Annotated in this window: 19 protein-coding genes and 1 pseudogene; 6 read left to right on the plus strand and 14 right to left on the minus strand. The window is 75.0% G+C overall.

What is annotated here, in order from left to right:
- Window positions 1-233 precede the first annotated feature (233 nt).
- From JKP75_RS11725 to JKP75_RS11755, 7 genes are all read right to left on the minus strand, one after another.
- Window positions 234-515: an MTH1187 family thiamine-binding protein gene (locus tag JKP75_RS11725; protein WP_200493101.1), complete on the minus strand. Its 282-nt coding sequence runs from the start codon at window positions 513-515 to the stop codon at window positions 234-236.
- Entirely contained in the window at window positions 512-2,431 is a 1,920-nt protein-coding gene (dxs, locus tag JKP75_RS11730; RefSeq protein ID WP_200491049.1) for a 1-deoxy-D-xylulose-5-phosphate synthase, read from the minus strand. The genes JKP75_RS11725 and dxs overlap by 4 nt, the downstream gene beginning before the upstream one ends.
- 127 nt (window positions 2,432-2,558) lie before the next feature.
- Window positions 2,559-2,927 carry a hypothetical protein gene (locus tag JKP75_RS11735; protein WP_200491048.1) on the minus strand — a complete coding sequence of 123 codons (369 nt, stop codon included), beginning with the start codon at window positions 2,925-2,927 and terminating at the stop codon, window positions 2,559-2,561.
- A 55-nt stretch (window positions 2,928-2,982) separates the two neighbouring features.
- Window positions 2,983-3,210, minus strand: coding sequence for a DUF4177 domain-containing protein (locus JKP75_RS11740; protein WP_200491047.1), 228 nt, complete (start codon window positions 3,208-3,210; stop codon window positions 2,983-2,985).
- 51 nt (window positions 3,211-3,261) lie between these two features.
- Window positions 3,262-3,948, minus strand: coding sequence for an SGNH/GDSL hydrolase family protein (locus tag JKP75_RS11745; protein ID WP_200491046.1), 687 nt, complete (start codon window positions 3,946-3,948; stop codon window positions 3,262-3,264).
- A gap of 28 nt (window positions 3,949-3,976) precedes the next feature.
- Window positions 3,977-5,284, minus strand: coding sequence for a class I SAM-dependent RNA methyltransferase (locus JKP75_RS11750; RefSeq protein WP_200491045.1), 1,308 nt, complete (start codon window positions 5,282-5,284; stop codon window positions 3,977-3,979).
- A complete protein-coding gene (locus tag JKP75_RS11755) occupies window positions 5,277-7,304 on the minus strand; it encodes an APC family permease (RefSeq protein WP_200491044.1) in 2,028 nt (675 codons plus the stop codon). The genes JKP75_RS11750 and JKP75_RS11755 overlap by 8 nt, the downstream gene beginning before the upstream one ends.
- A 170-nt stretch (window positions 7,305-7,474) precedes the next feature.
- Between JKP75_RS11755 and JKP75_RS11760 the strand changes: the two genes are divergently transcribed.
- Together JKP75_RS11760 and JKP75_RS24630 are read left to right on the plus strand one after the other, a co-directional pair.
- Window positions 7,475-8,143 (plus strand): TrkA family potassium uptake protein, encoded by a 669-nt coding sequence (locus JKP75_RS11760; protein ID WP_200491043.1) that lies wholly within the window; start codon window positions 7,475-7,477, stop codon window positions 8,141-8,143.
- Window positions 8,143-8,812, plus strand: a pseudogene (locus JKP75_RS24630) (potassium channel family protein). Before JKP75_RS11760 ends, JKP75_RS24630 begins: the two are co-directional and overlap by 1 nt.
- Window positions 8,813-8,870: 58 nt before the next feature.
- Here the strand turns inward: JKP75_RS24630 and JKP75_RS11770 are convergent.
- The 6 genes from JKP75_RS11770 to JKP75_RS11795 form a co-directional block, all read right to left on the minus strand.
- A complete protein-coding gene (locus JKP75_RS11770) occupies window positions 8,871-9,722 on the minus strand; it encodes a DUF3159 domain-containing protein (protein WP_309229778.1) in 852 nt (283 codons plus the stop codon).
- Window positions 9,723-10,100 (minus strand): OB-fold nucleic acid binding domain-containing protein, encoded by a 378-nt coding sequence (locus JKP75_RS11775; RefSeq protein WP_200491041.1) that lies wholly within the window; start codon window positions 10,098-10,100, stop codon window positions 9,723-9,725.
- A complete protein-coding gene (locus JKP75_RS11780) occupies window positions 10,097-10,867 on the minus strand; it encodes a DUF3710 domain-containing protein (RefSeq protein ID WP_200491040.1) in 771 nt (256 codons plus the stop codon). Before JKP75_RS11780 ends, JKP75_RS11775 begins: the two co-directional genes overlap by 4 nt.
- Window position 10,868: 1 nt before the next feature.
- Window positions 10,869-11,351, minus strand: a complete 483-nt coding sequence (gene dut / locus JKP75_RS11785; protein WP_200491039.1) for a dUTP diphosphatase — start codon at window positions 11,349-11,351, stop codon at window positions 10,869-10,871.
- A 42-nt stretch (window positions 11,352-11,393) separates the two neighbouring features.
- Entirely contained in the window at window positions 11,394-12,275 is an 882-nt protein-coding gene (locus JKP75_RS11790) for a hypothetical protein (RefSeq protein WP_200491038.1), read from the minus strand.
- A 75-nt stretch (window positions 12,276-12,350) separates the two neighbouring features.
- Window positions 12,351-12,650 carry a DUF4193 domain-containing protein gene (locus JKP75_RS11795; protein ID WP_200491037.1) on the minus strand — a complete coding sequence of 100 codons (300 nt, stop codon included), beginning with the start codon at window positions 12,648-12,650 and terminating at the stop codon, window positions 12,351-12,353.
- A gap of 299 nt (window positions 12,651-12,949) precedes the next feature.
- On the opposite strand from JKP75_RS11795, the gene JKP75_RS11800 reads away from it, so the two are divergent.
- Entirely contained in the window at window positions 12,950-13,996 is a 1,047-nt protein-coding gene (locus tag JKP75_RS11800; RefSeq protein WP_200491036.1) for a phosphotransferase family protein, read from the plus strand.
- Window positions 13,997-14,025: 29 nt separating this feature from the next.
- Window positions 14,026-14,574 carry a LytR C-terminal domain-containing protein gene (locus JKP75_RS11805; protein ID WP_200491035.1) on the plus strand — a complete coding sequence of 183 codons (549 nt, stop codon included), beginning with the start codon at window positions 14,026-14,028 and terminating at the stop codon, window positions 14,572-14,574.
- A 4-nt stretch (window positions 14,575-14,578) separates the two neighbouring features.
- On the opposite strand, the gene JKP75_RS11810 is transcribed toward JKP75_RS11805, so the two are convergent.
- On the minus strand, window positions 14,579-15,406 hold the full coding sequence (locus tag JKP75_RS11810; protein WP_200491034.1) for an inositol monophosphatase family protein: 828 nt from the start codon (window positions 15,404-15,406) through the stop codon (window positions 14,579-14,581).
- Between the two features lie 55 nt (window positions 15,407-15,461).
- On the opposite strand from JKP75_RS11810, the gene ppgK reads away from it, so the two are divergent.
- Both ppgK and JKP75_RS11820 read left to right on the plus strand, forming a co-directional pair.
- Window positions 15,462-16,205: a polyphosphate--glucose phosphotransferase gene (ppgK, locus tag JKP75_RS11815; protein WP_200491033.1), complete on the plus strand. Its 744-nt coding sequence runs from the start codon at window positions 15,462-15,464 to the stop codon at window positions 16,203-16,205.
- A gap of 236 nt (window positions 16,206-16,441) precedes the next feature.
- The gene (locus tag JKP75_RS11820) at window positions 16,442-17,800 is read left to right on the plus strand and encodes an RNA polymerase sigma factor (protein ID WP_200491032.1); all 1,359 of its coding nucleotides are present in this window, start codon (window positions 16,442-16,444) and stop codon (window positions 17,798-17,800) included.
- Window positions 17,801-17,994: the final 194 nt, after the last annotated feature.

Raw genomic sequence — 17,994 nt, forward strand, 5'->3', positions numbered from 1 at the left:
CCCGCGCCCGCCTGGGCAGTGCTGCCCCTGGTCCAGGACGACCCCACGGTGGCGTGGCCGCCCGGCGGCGCCGACGGCGCGATCCGCTCCGCGCGTGCTCCGGCCGCGCCTCGCTCCCTGCGTCCTCCCTCACGGCAGAGCGTCCTCCCTCGTGGTGCACGGTGAGGGAGGACGCTCGACGATCAGGTTCCCTGATCGTGGCGGGGGACGGTGGGCGCTGTCGCGCCGGGCGGTCAGCGGAACTTGCGGGTGAGGCTGTCCATCGACCGGTTCACCGACGCGACCTTGATGTGCGAGAGCCCACCGGTCGCGCCGGCGGCGAGCATCGCCTCGTGCGCCGCCCGCAGGGTCGCCCACACCTCGTCGGCCTCGCCCTCGAGCGTGGTGCCCAGCGCGCCGACCTCGTGCCGCAGCCCGGAGGCCTGGATCACCGCGACGGCGGCCTCGACGTGCGCGTGCGGGTCATCGGGCGTGCCGGGCGGCGAGGGCGCCACCTGGATCTCCGCGATGATCACTGCTGGGCGCCGTCGACGGGCTCGACGACGTGGTTCTCCGTCCGCTCCCCCAGCTTCGCGCTCCACTCGGCGATCCGGCGGGCGACGTCCTGCTCGGTGAGGCCGACATCGGCCAGCACCTGCCCGCGCGACCCGTGGTCGAAGAACTGCTGCGGAAGGCCCAGGGCGCGGACCGGCACGTCGATCTCGCGGTCCTGCAGCGCCTGGGTCAGCGTGGTGCCCACACCCCCGGCCCGGCCGCCGTCCTCGACGGTGACCACGAGCCGGTGGCCGGCGGCCAGCTGCACCAGGTCCTCCGACACCGGCAGCACCCACCGCGGGTCGACGACGGTGACGCCGATGCCGTGGTCGGCGGCGCGCTCGGCGGCGGCCAGGCACATCGGCACCATCGAGCCGACGGCGACGAGCAGCACGTCCGCGGCCTCGCCGCGGCGCAGGACGTCGACCGGGCCGCGCCGCTCGAGCGCGGGCAGGTCCGGCGGCAGCACGCCCTTGGGGAAGCGGATGACCGACGGCCCGTCGGAGATGTCGACGGCCTCGCGCAGCGCCGCGCGGAGCGTCGCCTCGTCGCGCGGGGCGGCCAGGTGCACGCCGGGCACGACCGAGAGGATCGACATGTCCCACATGCCGTTGTGCGAGGCGCCGTCGTCACCGGTCACCCCGGCGCGGTCGAGCACCACGGTCACCGGCTGGCGGTGCAGCGCGACGTCCATGAGCAGCTGGTCGAACGCCCGGTTGAGGAACGTCGAGTAGACGGCGACGACGGGGTGCATCCCGGCCATCGCCAGGCCCGCGGCCGAGGTGAGCGCGTGCTGCTCGGCGATGCCGACGTCGAAGGTGCGCTCGGGGAACCGCTCGCCGAAGGCGGCCAGGCCGGTCGGGTGCAGCATCGCCGCGGTGATGGCGACGACGTCCGCGCGCTCGGCGCCGACCCGGACCAGCTCGTCGGAGAAGGCGTCGGTCCAGGCCAGGCCCGTCTTGCGGACGCTGGCGCCGCTGTCGGGGTCGAAGATGCCGGTGGCGTGCCAGGCGTCGATCTGGTCGGTCTCGGCCGGCGCGTAGCCGTAGCCCTTGGTGGTGACGGCGTGCACGATCACCGGCCCGCCGAACGAGCGGGCCCGCCGCAGCGCGGACTCCATGACCTCGATGTCGTGCCCGTCGACGGGGCCGACGTACTTCATGCCGAGGTCCTCGAACATGCCCTGCGGGGACAGGACGTCCTTGAGGCCCTTCTTGATCGCGTGCAGCGCGTCGTAGAGCGCCGAGCCCAGGACCGGCGCGCGGTGCAGCGCCTGGCGCACCTGCAGCAGCGCGTTCTCGTAGCCGGGGCGCAGCCGGAGGGTGGCCAGCGCGTCGGCGACACCACCGATCGTCGGCGAGTACGAGCGGCCGTTGTCGTTGACCACGATGACGACCGGCCGGTCCTGCGCGGCGGCGATGTTGTTCAGCGCCTCCCAGGCCATGCCGCCGGTCAGCGCGCCGTCGCCGATGACGGCGACGACGGGGCGGGAGTCGCCGCGGATGGCGTAGGCCTTGGCCAGCCCGTCGGCGTAGGACAGCGACGTCGAGGCGTGGCTGTTCTCGACCCAGTCGTGCTCGCTCTCCGCGCGGCTCGGGTAGCCGGACAGGCCACCGCGCTGGCGCAGCCGGTCGAAGTCCTCGACCCGGCCGGTGAGCATCTTGTGCACGTAGGACTGGTGGCCGGTGTCGAAGACGATCGGCTCGGTGGGTGAGTCGAACACCCGGTGCAGCGCGATGGTCAGCTCGACGCAGCCGAGGTTGGGGCCCAGGTGGCCGCCGGTCTTCGCCACGCTGGTGACCAGCGCGTCGCGGATCTCCGCGGCGAGGACCGGCAGCTGCTCGGGGGCGAGAGCGCGGAGGTCCTCCGGGCCGGCGAGCGATCGCAGGAGCGACACGATGCGGTGTCTTCCTCTCCATGGGCGGCAGGTGCGGCAGTGCGTGCAGCCGCCGGTCAACTGTACGTGCGGATGTCGATCTCTTCCGGTCCGGAGGCGGGCCCGGACGCAGCTCACACCCGCGGGTTCACAGCCGCGGTACCCAGCGCTCCCCGCGCAACGCGCCGCCGACGACCTCGACGCCGCGCGCCGCGGCGGCCAGCCGGGCGCCCTCGCGCTCGTACGCCCGCATCGCGCCCTCGATCGCATCCGGCGGCAGCTGGTCGACCAGCTCGACCCGGACCGTCCGCCAGCCGGCCCGGGCGGCCTCCAGCCCGGCCGCGACGTGGTCGGCCGCGAAGCGGGCCAGCAGCACCGGGTACCGGCGCAGCACCTCGTGGGCGCGGTAGTCCGGCGGCACCAGGTCGTAGAGCCAGGCGACCGCCGTCCGCTCCCAGTCGGGGGCACCGGGCGGGCGGACCTCGTCCGGCCAGCCCGGCGGCACCGTCGCGTCCACCGCACCAGTGTGCCGCACCGGTCGAACACGCGTTCGACCGGTGCGCGTCAGCCGGTCAGGGCTTCTGGCGCTTCAGCCAGAACTGCTCGAAGCCCCAGGTCCCGGCGCCGCTGGAGTGGTAGCTGACCAGCTCCCACCCTTCGGAGCCGAGGCGGTTGAGCACGGTGCTGGTGTCGCCCTGCTGACGTTCCGACGTCCCGCCGGGGAGCTTGACGCTCACTCCGGCCCGCTGCGACTCCGCATCGTTGGCTGTGATGACCGAGGCGTATTCCCACGTGGGCACCCCTGAACGGTAGCCAACGGCCCGCGCGGCAGCCCCGGTGGGCGGGCCCGGTCAGCCCAGGGCCGTGGCGACCAGCTCGGCGATGCGCTGCTGGCCGGCGTCGGTGGGGTGGACGCCGTCGTCGCCGATCGGGATGCCCGCGCCCAGCAGCGACAGGTAGGTCGCACCGTGCTCCCCCGCTGCGTCGGCGAGCCCGCGGTCGATGGTCTGCAGCTGCGCGGGCTCCAGCGCCGGGATGTCGGGCGGGCCCACCAGCAGCACCCGCCCGACGTCGTCCACCTCGCCGAGCAGGTCGCCCGCGGCGGACCGGACCGCGTCCGGGTCCCCGGCCAGCCCGTCGTTCACGCTGCCCTGGAGGACGAGGACGTCGGCGCCGTCCAGGTCGTCCCCGGCCAGCCGGTCGCCGTAGGTGACCGGCTCCCCCTCGCAGAAGCCCCCGGTCGTGTAGCCGGTGGAGCTCATGCCGTCGACGGTGACCGTCGCCCTGGCCAGCGCGGCGAGCCTCGCGGGCCAGGCCCCGTCGGGGCCGTCGGGGCCGGTGCCCTGGCTGTAGCTGTCGCCGACGACGAACACCGACCGCGCGTCCCCGCCGGCGAAGGGCCGCTCCAGCAGCGCGTCACGGGCCTCCCGGGCCCCCTCGCACAGCGGCGGCTCCTGCTGCGCTCGCCACAGCGCGACGCCGCCCGCGACGAGCAGCACGACGACCGCGGCCACGACCGCCCAGCGCCCCCGCGTCACCTGCGAGCCGTACCCGGCGTCCGCGGCACTACGCCCCCGGCACCAGGAGTGCGACGCACTCAACGTGCGCGGTCATGGGGAAGGCGTCGAACCCGCGGATGCCGGCCAGCCGGTAGCCGGCCTCGCCGAAGGCGGCCACGTCGCGCGCCAGGGCGGCGGGGTCGCAGGCCACGTAGACGACCGCCCGGGCGCCGGTGCCGGCCAGCAGCCGGCTCACCGCCGTCCCGGCGCCGGCGCGCGGCGGATCGAGGACGACGACGTCCGGTGGGCCGCCGAGCTCGTCGAGCAGCTCGCGCAGCCCCTCGGCGTCGACCTCGCCCTGCCAGACCTCGGCGTGCGGCAGGTCCGCCAGGTTGGCGTCGGCCGCGGCGCAGGCGCCCGGGTCGGACTCCACGCAGACCACCCGCCCGGTCTCCCCCACGACCGGCGCCAGCGCGCCGCCGAACAGGCCCGCGCCCGCGTACAGGTCGAGCACCGTCTCACCCGGCCGGACGGCGGCGAACTCCGCGACCGCCCCGACGAGCGCATCGGCGGCGGCGGGGTGCACCTGCCAGAAACCGGTGCCCTCGACCTCCCAGTCGCGGCCACCGGCACGCCGCTCGGCGCGGGTGGCGGGCTCCTCGGGCAGCTCGCCACCGGGCCGGACGACCCGGCTCGACGTCGTCCGCCCGGCCCGGTCCAGCCGGCTGGTGGTCACCGCCCCCGTCGAGTCGATCGACACGTCGACGGCGCCGGCGCCCGGCCAGGAGCGGCCCAGCACGGCCTGCGCGGCCGGCTCCACGGTGATCGGGCAGTCGTCGAGGACGACGACGTCGTGCGAGCGGTGCCGCCGCAGCCCGGGCGCGCCGGTGCGGTCGACGGCGAAGCGGGCGCGGGAGCGCCAGCGCAGCGGACCGCCGGGGAGCTCCTCCACGGTCACGTCGACGTCCTCGAGCCGGGCCAGCCGGGCCAGCTGCTCGCGGACCACCGCGGCCTTGAGCCGGCGCTGCTCGGCGGGGTCGACGTGCTGCCAGTCGCAGCCGCCGCAGCGCCCGGGCCCGCTGTACGGGCAGGGCCGCTCGACGCGGGCCGGGGCGGCCTCGAGCACCTCGATCGCGTCGGCGCGGCAGAAGCCGAGGTGCCGGTCCTCGGTCACCCGCACGACGACCCGCTCGCCGGGCAGGCTGTGCCGGACGAAGACGACCCGGCCCTCGTGCCGGGCCACGCAGTGCCCGCCGTGCGCGACGGGGCCGACGGTCACCTCGAACTCGGTGCCGGTCCAGCCGCCCCCGCGGTCGGGACGGGGCGCGTCGGAACGGGTGGGGCGGGCCGGGCGGCGTCCGCGGCGCTCAGCCATACGGCGTCACCTCGGGGTCGTCGGTCACGCCGCGGCGGAGGTCACCCGGCGCCGGACCGTCCGCGGCCTCGCGGCCCAGGGAGCTCTCGAGCTGCCACGGGACGGTCGTGATCATGACGCCGGGCTGGAACTGCAGCCGGGCCCGCAGCCGCAGCGCGCTCTGGTTGTGCAGCGCGTTCTCCCACCAGTGGCCGACGACGTACTGCGGCACGAACACCACGATGAGCTCGCGCGGGCTCCCCCGGCGGATGCCCTTGACGAACTCGACGACCGGCCGGGTGATCTCCCGGTACGGCGACTCGACCACGGTCAGCGGCACCGGGATGTCGAAGCGCTCCCAGTCCGCCTGCAGCCTGCGGGTGTCGTCGTCGTCCACGTTGACCGTCAGGGCGGTCAGCTCGTCGGGCCGCGTGGCCCGGGCGAAGGCCAGCGCGCGCAGCGTCGGCTTGTGCACCTTGGACACCAGGACGACGGCGTGCACCTTGCTGGGCAGCATCCGCGCGTCGGTGTCGGGGACGAGCTGGTCGGAGACGTGCGAGTAGTGCTTGTTGATGGACTTCATCAGCACGAACAGGATCGGCATGGCCACGAGGACCAGCCAGGCGCCGTGCGTGAACTTGGTGAGCACGATGATCGCCAGGACGACGGTGGTGAGGCTCCCGCCCAGGAAGTTGATGACCTGGGACCGCCGCATGCGGCGGCGGTCGGCGGGGTCGGAGGCGCCGCGCATCTCCCGGTTCCAGTGCCGGACCATCCCCCACTGCCCGATGGTGAAGCTGGTGAAGACGCCGATGATGTAGAGCTGGATCAGCCGGGTGACGTCGGCGTCGAAGGCCACGATGAGCAGCCCGGCGAACCCGGCGAGCAGCAGGATCCCGTTGCTGAACACCAGCTTGTCGCCGCGGGTGTGCAGCTGCCGCGGCATGAAGCGGTCCTGGGCCAGGACCGAGCCCAGCAGCGGGAAGCCGTTGAAGGCGGTGTTCGCGGCGAGGATCAGCACCAGCGCGGTGGCGGCCTGGATGTAGAAGAAGCCGATCGACGTGTCGCCGCCGAACACGGCCGCGGCGAGCTGCGCGATGACGGTCCGCTGGGGCTCGGTCTCGCAGTTCGCGAACCCCTCCAGGTCGCAGGCGTGCTCGACGTACTTGACGTCGGCCAGCAGCGCCAGCGCGGTCACCCCGGCGAACATCGCGGCGGCGATGCCACCCATGAGGGCCAGGGTGGTGGCCGCGTTCCGGCTCTTCGGGGGCTTGAAGGCGGGGACGCCGTTGGCGATCGCCTCGACGCCGGTCAGGGCGGTGCACCCCGACGCGAAGGCCCGCAGCGCGAAGAACAGCAGCGCCAGCCCGGCCATGTTCTGGTACTCGGGCTCCGGCGTGATGGTGTACTGCGCGGTCTCGGACACCAGGCCGCCGTCGGTGGCGAACCACCGCACGAACCCGGTCACGATCAGCACCCCGATGCCGGCGACGAACAGGTAGGTCGGAGCGGCGAAGGCCTTGCCGGACTCCCGGAGGCCGCGGAGGTTGGCCGCCGCCAGCAACGCCACCAGGCCGAGGGCGATGGCCACCCGGTGCTCGTTCAGCTCCGGGAACGCCGAGATGATGTTGTCCGTACCGGCCGAGACCGAGACGGCCACGGTCATCACGTAGTCCACCAGCAGCGCGCTGGCCACCACCAGCGCGGCGAACTGCCCGTGGTTCTTCATCGCGACCTCGTAGTCGCCGCCGCCCGACGGGTAGGCGCGCACCACCTGCCGGTAGCTGAGGACGACGGTCCCCAGGAGCAGCACCACGCCGATCGCCAGCCACGGCGCCAGGTACAGGAACGCCGTCCCGGCCAGCGTCAGGACGATGAGGATCTCCTGCGTCGCGTACGCCACGGAGGAGAGCGGGTCGCTGGCGAAGATGGGCAGCGCGTAGCGCTTCGGCAGCAGGGACTCGCCCAGCCGGTCGGTGCGCACGGCGCGCCCCAGCACGAGTCGTTTCGGGAGGTGTCCGAGGTCGGACAGCGTGGGCACGGCGGCGATCGTACGGAGCGCGACGGGTGCGCGACGGCCGCCGGGCTGTACTCCTGATCACGGGGGGAACCCGCCGGTCTCGGGCGGGCCGGCACGTCCGGCGGGTGTAGCTTCGCGCCCGATGCGCGGGCGGACGGCCGCCCGCGCGACACCGTCGCTGGGAGCGTCACGTGCACGTGGTCGTCATGGGCTGCGGTCGGGTCGGCTCGGAAGTCGCCCGCCGGCTCGAGGAGGTCGGGCACAGCGTCGCGGTGATCGACCAGGATCCCGCCGCGTTCCGCCGGCTCGGCCCCGACTTCGGCGGCCGGCAGGTCACCGGGCTGGGCTTCGACCGGCAGACGCTGCTGGACGCCGGCATCGACTCCGCCGGTGCGTTCGCCGCGGTCAGCAGCGGGGACAACTCGAACATCATCAGCGCGCGCGTGGCCCGCGAGACCTTCGGCGTCCAGCACGTCGTGGCCCGCATCTACGACTCCAAGCGCGCCGAGGTCTACGAGCGGATGGGCATCCCCAGCGTCGCGACCGTGCCGTGGACGGTGAACCGGCTGATGCGGGAGCTGCTCTCGGTCAAGGTCAGCGAGCTGTGGCGCGAGCCCACCGGCAAGGTCTCGCTGATGCGGGTCAGCATCAGCGACGGGTGGGTCGGCCGGCGGCTGACCGACCTGGAGGCCGCCACCGGCGCCCGCGCGGCGTGGGTGGTCCGCTTCGGGGAGTCCCAGCTGCCGACGGCCGCGACCGTGCTGCAGGACGGCGACCAGCTCGTCGTCGCCGTCACCGACGAGATCACCGGCCGCGTGCACGACGTCGTCGAGCGCGGCCCCCAGGGAGCTGAGCACTGATGCGGGTCGCCATCGTGGGCGCCGGCGCCGTCGGCCGGTCGATCGCCGGCGAGCTGCTGGGCAACGGGCACGCGGTCATGCTCATCGAGAAGGACGGCCGCAAGGTGCGCACCCGCTCGGTGCCCGGCGCCGAGTGGGTGCAGGCCGACGCGTGCGAGGTCTCCTCGCTCGAGGAGGCCCAGCTGGCCACCTGCGACGTCGTCGTCGCCGCCACCGGTGACGACAAGGCCAACCTGGTCGTCTCGCTGCTGGCCAAGACGGAGTTCGCGGTCAACCGCGTCGTCGCCCGGGTCAAGGACCCCCGCAACGAGTGGCTGTACACCGAGGCGTGGGGCGTCGACGTCGCCGTCTCCACCCCGCGCGTGCTCGCGGCGCTGGTCGAGGAGGCGGTCACCGTCGGCGACGTCGTCCGGCTGATGAGCTTCCGCAAGGGCGCGGCCAACCTGGTCGAGATCACCCTCGCCGAGGACACCCCGTGGGTGGGCCGGCCGTCTGCGCGAGGTGCCGCTCCCCCGCGAGACGGTGCTCAGCGCCGTGCTGCGCGGCGAGCGGGTCATCACGCCGTCCCCCGACGAGCCGCTGGAGGCCGGGGACGAGCTGCTGTTCATCACCCACGCCGACGTCGAGGAGCAGCTCACGGCCGTCTTCGCCCCCGACCGCACCGCCTGAGGGCAGGTGCGTTCTGCCCGCCCCCGCGGGCAGAACGCCAGGCGCGAGAACCCACGCCTCAGGCGGCCGGGTGCTCCTCCGGGTCGGCCTGCGGGTCCTCGTCCGGTCCGCTCGGGGCGCGGTGCCGGTGCAGCCGGGCGACGACCCACAGCGTCACCACGACCTCGACGGCGGTCACCGGGACGCCGAGCAGCAGCGACACGATGCCCAGGTCGGTGGCGTCGCCGTCCTCGCTCCGCAGGTACAGGTAGCCCTGGACGCCCGCCCGGAGCAGGAACACCGCGGCCCACAGCACCGTGAGCCAGCCGTAGGCGCGCAGCAGCCGCGGGTCCTCGCGCCAGGGGCGCTCGGGCTCGGGGTCGGGCGCGCGCCGGCCGGTGCCGGGATCGCGTTCGGCGGCCTGCGCCGCCGCCCGGGCGCTGTCCACCCGGCCGCGCATGCCGGGGAACGCCGAGCCGGGGGCGGCCATGGCGCCCAGGTGGCTGGGTGACAGGAACTCGGCGACGACGCCGACCAGCGGCCGGCGGAGGGCCACCGAGCCCAGCAGCACCAGGGTGAGGACGGCGTTGCGCAGGATGCCCGGGACGTAGAAGTCGCGCGCCTGGCCGGTGACGGCCGCGATGGCAACCGCGATACCGACGGCGAACAGACCGCTGACCGCCTGCTGCACGCTCTCCCGGCGGGCCAGCCGGAGCGCGAAGACCAGCACGGCGGTGCCCAGCGCGGCCCAGATCCCCGTCCGCAGCCCGCCGATGCCGTTGGCGACGATGAAGGCGATGGTCGGCACGGTCGCGTCGACCATGCCGCGCCAGCCACCGAGCTGCTCGAGCACCAGGTGCCGGTCGAAGACGACCGAACGCCCGTCGTCGTCAGGGGACGGCGGTGCGCCGTCCGAGCCCGTCGTGCTCACTCAGCAGGAGCCGAGCTCGTACCAGGGGTTGTAGATGACCCGCTTGCCGTCGAAGGCGGCGAACCGGCCGCGCGCGGTGAGCGTGCGGCCCGGCTCGATGCCGGCGATCCGCCGGCGGCCCAGCCAGACCAGCGTGACCGAGCCGGAGCCGTCGAACAGCTCCGCCTCGAGCGTGGGCACCGTCTCGCGGGGCGTGTAGACGACCGCCTTCAGCCGGCCGGTCACCGTCACGACCTCACCCTTGCGGCAGGAGCTGAGCGGCTCGCAGCCGGCGCTGGCGGCTTCGGCGCGCAACTCCTCGGCGTCGATGCTGTGGTCGTCGGCCGTCAGCCGCTGCAGGGTGCGCGACAGCCAGCCGACCGGACGGGTCTCGGTCACGGTTCCAGGGTAGTTCGGCCCGGGGCGGGGGCGGCGGCGCCGCTCCCCCCGGCGGGGGGTGTCCGCGGCGGGGTCGCCGCCGCGCCCCCGGCGGCCGCCTGCTGCTGGGCGGCGACCCGCGCGGCGGCCTCGGCCGGCAGCGTGAGCGGCAGCGCCTCGCGCACCGGCATCGGCTCGGACCCGCGGACGACGACGATGGCGCGGAACGCCTCCTCGAGCGCGGCGGCCGCCTCGGGCCCTTCCGCGGCCGAGCCGCTCATGGTGCCGCGCAGGAACCAGCGCGGGCCGTCGACGCCGAGGAAGCGCGCCGCGCGGCGGGTGGGCTCCGGCGCAGGCTGGCCGGGCTGCGCCGGGGGCGCGGCGACGACGGTGCCCGCGAGCTCCCGGCCGAACGGGCCGTCGACCTCGCGCAGGGACGCGCCCTGACCGGAGGCGGTCGTGGCGATCTCCTGGCGGACGTCGTCCCAGATGCCCGCGGCGCGCGGGGCGGCGAAGGCGGCGACCTGGAGCAGCGAGTCGCCCGAGCGCAGCGTCGCGCCGACCACCTGGCCCTGCGGGTTCAGGTCCACCCGCAGCTCCATGCCGGGGCGGGCGGGCAGCCGCAGCGCGCCCAGGTCCAGCCGGGGCAGGCCGTCGTCCGGGGCGTCGGTGACGTCCCACGGCCCGCTGGTCGCCTGCACGTCCCGCTCGCGCACCTGCGGCTCCGGCGGCACGCCGCGTTCGCGCAGGCTGCGGTCGATCCGGTTGCGTCGTCGTCCGAACGGCATGTCAGCCCTGCTCCTCGTCCACCGTGGTCGCGATCCCCGTCGAGCCGTGCCCGCCCGCTCCCCGCTCGCTGCCGGGGAGCTCGTCCACCGGCACGAACCGGGCCCGGACAACCGGCTGCACCACCAGCTGGGCCACGCGGTCACCGCGCCGGAGGGTCAGCGTCGCGGTGGGGTCCAGGTTGACCAGGTTCACCTTGATCTCGCCCCGGTAGCCGGCGTCGATCGTCCCCGGCGCGTTCACCAGGCTCAGGCCGAGGCGGTGGGCCAGCCCGGAGCGCGGGTGCACGAACCCGGCGTAGCCCTCGGGGATGGCCACGGCCACGCCGGTGCCGACGAGCGCGCGCTGGAGCGGCGCCAGCTCGACGTCCTCGGCGAGGGTGAGGTCGGCGCCGGCGTCGCCGGGCAACGCGTAGCGCGGCACGGTGCCCTCGGGGGACAGCAACGAGACCGGCACGTCCAGGTCGGACGAGGGGGCGTCGGGCACGTCGGCGACCCTACCCACGACGCCGGGCCCGGTACGCCCGGCTCAGGTCCCGCCGCGCAGGTCCCGCAGCACCCTGGCCGCCAGCGTCTCGGTGGCGCGGCGGTTGCCGCGCCCGGCCAGCGCGGCACCCAGGAGCAGCGGGGCCGCGGTCGGCACGGTCCTGACCAGGCGGCGGCCCATCCGGCGGCGCAGGGCACGCAGCCCGGCGGCACCCAGCACGGAGCCGAGCCCCGCGGTCTGCACGGACCGCTGCGCCGACCAGCTGGACAGGTAGGCCGCTCCGCGGGCGCGGGCGTCGCCGGGTGCGGGCCGGCCGTGCAGCTCGTGCAGCTCGCCGATGAGCACCACCTCGACCGCCGCGGTGAGGACGGTCTCCGCCCCCAGCTCGAGCGGGACGGCGAGCAGCGACGGCGGCGCGAACCAGTGCGCCGCGGACAGCCCGCCGGTGGCCGCGCCGATCCCGGCGGTGAGCCGGGCCGCCCGCGCGATGAGCGCGTCGGCGATCTCCGCGTCGGACGCGCCGGGGTGCGCGGCGCGCAACCGGGCGCGATCGCGGACCGGCAGCCGGGGCGCGGCCGCCGACAGCAGGTCCCCGAGCACGGCGCCGGGCGAGCGGCCCGGCTCGGCCGGCGGGTCGGCGTCCGGCGGAGGTGGCGGGTCGGCGGCGCGGTTCCCGCCGACGGCGGCGCCGACGGCCGTGGCGACCGCACCGAGCACGTCGCGCAGCCCGGTCCGAGGGGGCGCCTCCCCCGCCGCCGGGCCCTCGGCGGCCCCAGTGCCGCCCACGAGGCCGGTGACGGCGTCGGCGACCGCGCGGGCCGCCCGCCCGAGCCCGGTCTCCTCGACCGGCGCCGGCGGAGGCGCGACGGGCCGGGGTGCCGGGACGTCGCGGAGCGCGCCGGTGCGCGCGGAGTGCTCGGTCATGGGCCCCTCTCCCCGCAGTCCTCCCGGCCCCCGGCGCGGACGGCGGGGGCGGGAGGCATCTCGATCAGGCGTCGATCAGGCGCAGTCGCGGCAGTACAGGTCGTTGCCCTTGGTCGCGGCGAGCCGGCTGCGGTGCTGCACCAGGAAGCAGCGCGAGCAGGTGAACTCGTCCTCCTGCTTGGGCAGCACGCGGACGGTGAGCTCCTCGTTCGAGAGGTCCGCGCCGGGGAGCTCGAGGTTCTCGTTGAAGTCGGTCTCGTCGACGTCGACGGACGAGGACTGGGCCTCGGCGCGCCGGGCCTTGAGCTCCTCGAGCGAGTCCTCGCCGAGCTCGTCGGCCTCGTTGCGGCGCGGGGCGTCGTAGTCGGTGGCCATGGGGTGCCCCTCCTCGTTGTTCTCGCGGGCGGTCGGTGCCCGCTTGTGCTGACGCGGTGCCGGATGGGCGCCGTCGTCTCGGCCGGTCGCCGGTGGGCGATCGGGGTGTCCGTGGGCAGGGCCCCGCGGGCGGGACGCTCTGCTTCGCGCCGGTCCCTGCCGTCCGCGAGGACGACGGATGGGACCGGCAGCCGCCCAACGCCGCAGGGGCTCGGTTTGTGCCCGCGGGCTCTCGGGCGACACCTCGGACCCGCGGACGGGCCTCCGGACGGCGGAGCGCCAGAGGTTACCCTGCCGCCGTGGCGACTCCTGTGGGTGCTGATCCGACCGTCGTGGGCCCCTACCTGGCGCGTGCGCTGGGCGACCAGCGGTGGCAGGAGGTGACCGTCGACCTCATCGCAGCCGGTATGTCCAACCTCACGTACGTCGTGACACCGCAGGGCGGCTCCGAGGACGACGCCGTGATCCTCCGGCGGCCCCCGACGGGCGCGGTGCTGGCGACCGCCCACGACATGGTCCGCGAGCACAAGGTGATCTCCGCGCTGGACGGGACGGCCGTGCCGGTCCCCCGCACGCTGCACCTGTGCACCGACGAGTCGGTGCTGGGCGCGCCCTTCTACGTCATGGAGCGCGTCGTCGGCATCCACGCCGTCAGCTCCTTCCCGCCCGGGTACGCCGACGAGCCCGAGCAGCGCCGCGCGATCGGCGAGGGCCTCATCGACGTGCTGGCCGACCTGCACTCCGTCGACCACGAGGCCGTGGGCCTGGGCGACTTCGGCCGCCCCGAGGGCTTCGCCGCCCGCCAGGTGCGCCGCTGGACCAAGCAGTGGGACGCCACCCGCGACCGGGACCGCCCGCAGCTCGACGCGCTCGCCGCCCGGCTGGCCGAGACCGTGCCCGCCACGCAGCGGTCGAGCATCGTGCACGGCGACTACCGGCTGGACAACTGCCTGCTCGACCCGGCCGCGCCCGGCCGGATCAAGGCCGTCCTGGACTGGGAGATGTCGACGCTGGGCGACCCGCTCACCGACATCGGGATGATGTTCGTCTACTGGCCGCAGGCCGGTGAGGAGCGCGCCTCGACGCAGAGCTCGCTGACCACGCTGCCCGGCTTCCCGACCCGCCTCGAGGCGGCGGAGCGCTACGCCCAGCGGACGGGCACCGACCTGGGCGACCTGAACTGGTACGTCGGCTTCGCGTTCTTCAAGTTCGCCGCGATCATCGCCGGCATCGTGGCCCGCTCGGCCGCGGGTGCGATGGCCGGGAAGAACACCAGCGGCTACGCCGAGCGCATCGACCCGGTCGTCGAGCTGGGACGCGCCGCGCTCGAGGACGGTGCCATCTAGCCCGCCGGTCCGGCCCTAAGCTCGCGGGCGTGACGACGCTGCGCACCGAGGCACCCGCGGTGCGCACGCGCAGCGGGCGCCGCCCCCTGCCGCCGATCGTCTTCCTGCTGGTGCTGGCGCTGGTCGCCGGCGGCGTCTGGTGGAACGTCTTCCGCCAGGACGCCGAGCTGCGGGCCGAGAAGGACGCGGCCTGCGCCGAGGCGGAGGCCGCGCCGCAAGCCCTGGACCCGGCGACGGTGTCGGTGCGGGTCTACAACGCCTCCGACCAGGGCGGCCTGGCCCAGTCCGTCGCCGACGACCTGGGCGCCCGCGGGTTCACGATCGCCGAGATCGCCAACGACAACTCCGGCCGCGAGGTCACCGGCGTGGGCGAGGTGCGGCACGGCCCCAGCGGCAAGGGGACGGCGGCCTTCGTGGCGCTGTACCTGCCCGGCGCCGAGCTGTACCAGGACGTCCGGGCCACCCAGCAGGTCGACCTCGTCCTCGGCCCGGAGTTCGTGATCGGCGAGAGCCTGGCCTCCGACGACGCCGTCACCGCGGCGCTCGCCCCGGCCGAGGAGGCCGCGGCCGACTGCTGAGCGGTCAGCTCCCCGGGTCCGGGTGCAGCTCGCCCAGCAGGTCCAGGAACGCCGCGGCGATCCCCGGGGCGGCGGCCACGACCATCGGATCCCCGACCGCTCGCCCGCGCAGCCCGGTGACCACCGCGCCCGCCTCGGCCGCGATCAGCGCGCCGGCGGCGTGGTCCCAGGGGTTGAGCCCGGACTCGTAGTAGGCGTCGATCCGCCCCGCGGCGACCGAGCAGAGGTCGAGTGCTGCGCTGCCGTGCCGGCGGATGTCGCGCACCCGCGGGAGCAGCTCGGCGACGACGGCCCCCTGCGCCCGGCGCTGCTCGGCGCGGTAGCCGAAGCCGGTCGCCACGAGGCTCTGGTCGAGCACTCCCGCCCCGCTGGCGGTCAGCCGGACCGGTTCGGGCGCCGCCGGGGTGGCCAGGAACGCCCCGCCGCCGGTGACCGCGGTGAACAGCTCGCCGGTGGCAGCGTTGAGGACGACGCCGGCGCGGACCACGCCGTCGACCTCCGCGGCGATGGAGACCGCGTACGCGGGCAGGTCGTAGAGGAAGTTGACGGTGCCGTCGATCGGGTCGACCACCCAGCGGACGCCGGTCGTCCCGCTCCGCTCGGCGCCCTCCTCCCCCAGCACGCCGTCGTCCGGCCGGGCGCCGAGCAGCCGCCCCACGATCAGGTGCTCGCTGGCGGTGTCCACGGCGGTCACGACGTCGACGGGGCTGGACTTGACGGCCACGTCGTCGGCCGCGCCGGCCCGCCCGGAGCGGACCAGCTCCGCGGCCTCCCGGGCCGTGGCCACGGCCAGCGCCAGCAGGGCGGTGGGGTCGGGTGCGGTGGCGGTCACCCGCCGATGATCGCGCACCCGGGCGGCCCGCGGGGTCCCTCACTAGCCTGAGCCGATGCAGGGCTTCGGGGTGGACATCGGCGGCAGCGGCATCAAGGGATGCCTGGTGGACCTCGAGAAGGGGCAGCTGATCGGCGAACGGGTGCGCATCGAGACCCCGCAGCCCGCGCTCCCCGAACCGGTCTACGGCGTCGTCGGGCGGATCGTGGACTCCTTCGGCTGGACCGGGCGGATCGGCGTCACGTTCCCCGGCGTGATGAAGCAGGGCGTGGCGCACACCGCGGCCAACGTGGACGAGAGCTGGATCGGCACCGACGTGGACGCCGGTCTCGGCGCGCACGTGCCCGGGACGGTCGAGACGCTCAACGACGCCGACGCCGCCGGGATCGCCGAGATGCGCTACGGCGCGGGCCGCGACCGCGCCGGCGTCGTCCTCATGCTGACGTTCGGCACCGGGATCGGCAGCGCGCTGTTCGTCGACGGGCACCTGGTGCCCAACACCGAGTTCGGTCACATCCAGGTCGACGGCGAGGACGGCGAGCGCCGGGCCGCTGCGTCGGCGCGGGAGCGCGAGGGGCTGGGCTACCCCGAGTGGGCCGCCCGGGTCGATCGCTACCTCGACGTGCTCGAGGCCGGGCTCTGGCCGGACCTGATCATCGTCGGCGGCGGGGTCAGCAGGAAGGCGCACAAGTGGGTGCCGCTGCTGAGCACCCGGACACCGGTCGTGCCGGCGCAGCTGCAGAACGACGCCGGCATCGTCGGGGCCGCATTGGCGGCGCACGAGCGGCCCGAGGGCTGACCGCGCTGGTCAGGACGACGGCCGCGGGACGGTGGAAACGCGGTGGTCCGTCGTTACAATGGTCACGCCCCAGCCCGCTGCACTCCAGCCGGGAGGGATCCCCCGGCCGGCCAGCGGTCAAACGCCGCGCAGGTCGACCGTGATCCCTGCTGCCGGAGCGCGTGTGCCGGGGTCGCTACCCGGGAGGACCACCGCGGCCCGCCCGGCGTTCGTCCCCACCCCGGGAAGGAACCTGAGTGCCCGCCGACCAGCCAGCACCGGAAGCCGCCGACGCGAGCACCCCGAAGCGGTCCAGGACCGTGGCCGCCGGCGCCCGCGCCCCGAGGGCCACCGCCGCGGTCCCGGCGAACGGGGCAGCGGCGAAGAAGCCGGCGGCGAAGAAGCCCGCGAAGGCGGCCGGCACGGGCAAGGCCAAGCCGGCGATCGCCTCCTCCACCACCGCCGGCGAGGGCACGGTGCTGACCGCCGTGGCCCGGGACGGGACGACGGTCGCCGTGGTCGACGCCGGCTCCGAGGGGCTGACCCTCGACGAGACGGTCATGACCGGCAAGGACGGCGTCGAGGTCGCACCCGCCGAGGACGAGGCGGCCGAGCCGGGCAGCGGTGACTTCGAGTGGGACGAGGAGGAGGAGTCCGAGGCGCTGCGGCAGGCCCGCAAGGACGCCGAGCTCACCGCCTCGGCCGACTCGGTCCGCGCCTACCTCAAGCAGATCGGCAAGGTCGCGCTGCTCAACGCCGAGGAGGAGGTCGACCTCGCCAAGCGGATCGAGGCCGGTCTCTACGGCTCCGAGCGGCTGCGCCAGGTCGAGGACGAGGGCATCAAGCTCACCCCGCAGATGCGCCGCGACCTCAACTGGATCGTCCGCGACGGCGAGCGGGCCAAGAACCACCTGCTCGAGGCCAACCTGCGCCTGGTGGTCTCCCTCGCCAAGCGCTACACCGGCCGCGGCATGGCGTTCCTGGACCTCATCCAGGAGGGCAACCTCGGCCTCATCCGCGCCGTCGAGAAATTCGACTACACCAAGGGCTACAAGTTCTCGACCTACGCCACCTGGTGGATCCGGCAGGCCATCACGCGCGCCATGGCCGATCAGGCGCGCACCATCCGCATCCCGGTGCACATGGTCGAGGTCATCAACAAGCTCGGCCGCATCCAGCGCGAGCTGCTCCAGGACCTGGGCCGCGAGCCCACCCCGGAGGAGCTGGCCAAGGAGATGGACATCACCCCGGAGAAGGTGCTGGAGATCCAGCAGTACGCCCGGGAGCCGATCAGCCTGGACCAGACCATCGGCGACGAGGGCGACAGCCAGCTCGGTGACTTCATCGAGGACTCCGAGGCCGTCGTCGCCGTCGACGCGGTGAGCTTCACGCTCATGCAGGACCAGCTGACCAGCGTCCTGCAGACCCTGTCCGAGCGGGAGGCCGGCGTCGTCCGGCTGCGCTTCGGCCTCACCGACGGCCAGCCGCGCACCCTCGACGAGATCGGCCAGGTCTACGGCGTGACCCGCGAGCGGATCCGCCAGATCGAGTCCAAGACGATGTCCAAGCTGCGCCACCCCAGCCGCAGCCAGGTCCTGCGGGATTACCTCGACTGACGTCCTCCGGACGTCAGCGCGGCCAGCGGCGCCCGACGGCGAATGCGACGAACTCGTGGTCATCAGGCGCTGATCGCCACCAGTTCGTCGAACTCGGCGGGGGCGTGTCGCAGCGGGGGGACGGCTCCTGGCCGCGGTGCAGTCGTGTCGTGCCGAGTGGGGCCCGGAGGGTCCCGCGCAGGCGCGACGGACGC

This window comes from Blastococcus sp. TML/M2B, from assembly GCF_016612865.1.
Taxonomy (GTDB): domain Bacteria; phylum Actinomycetota; class Actinomycetes; order Mycobacteriales; family Geodermatophilaceae; genus Blastococcus.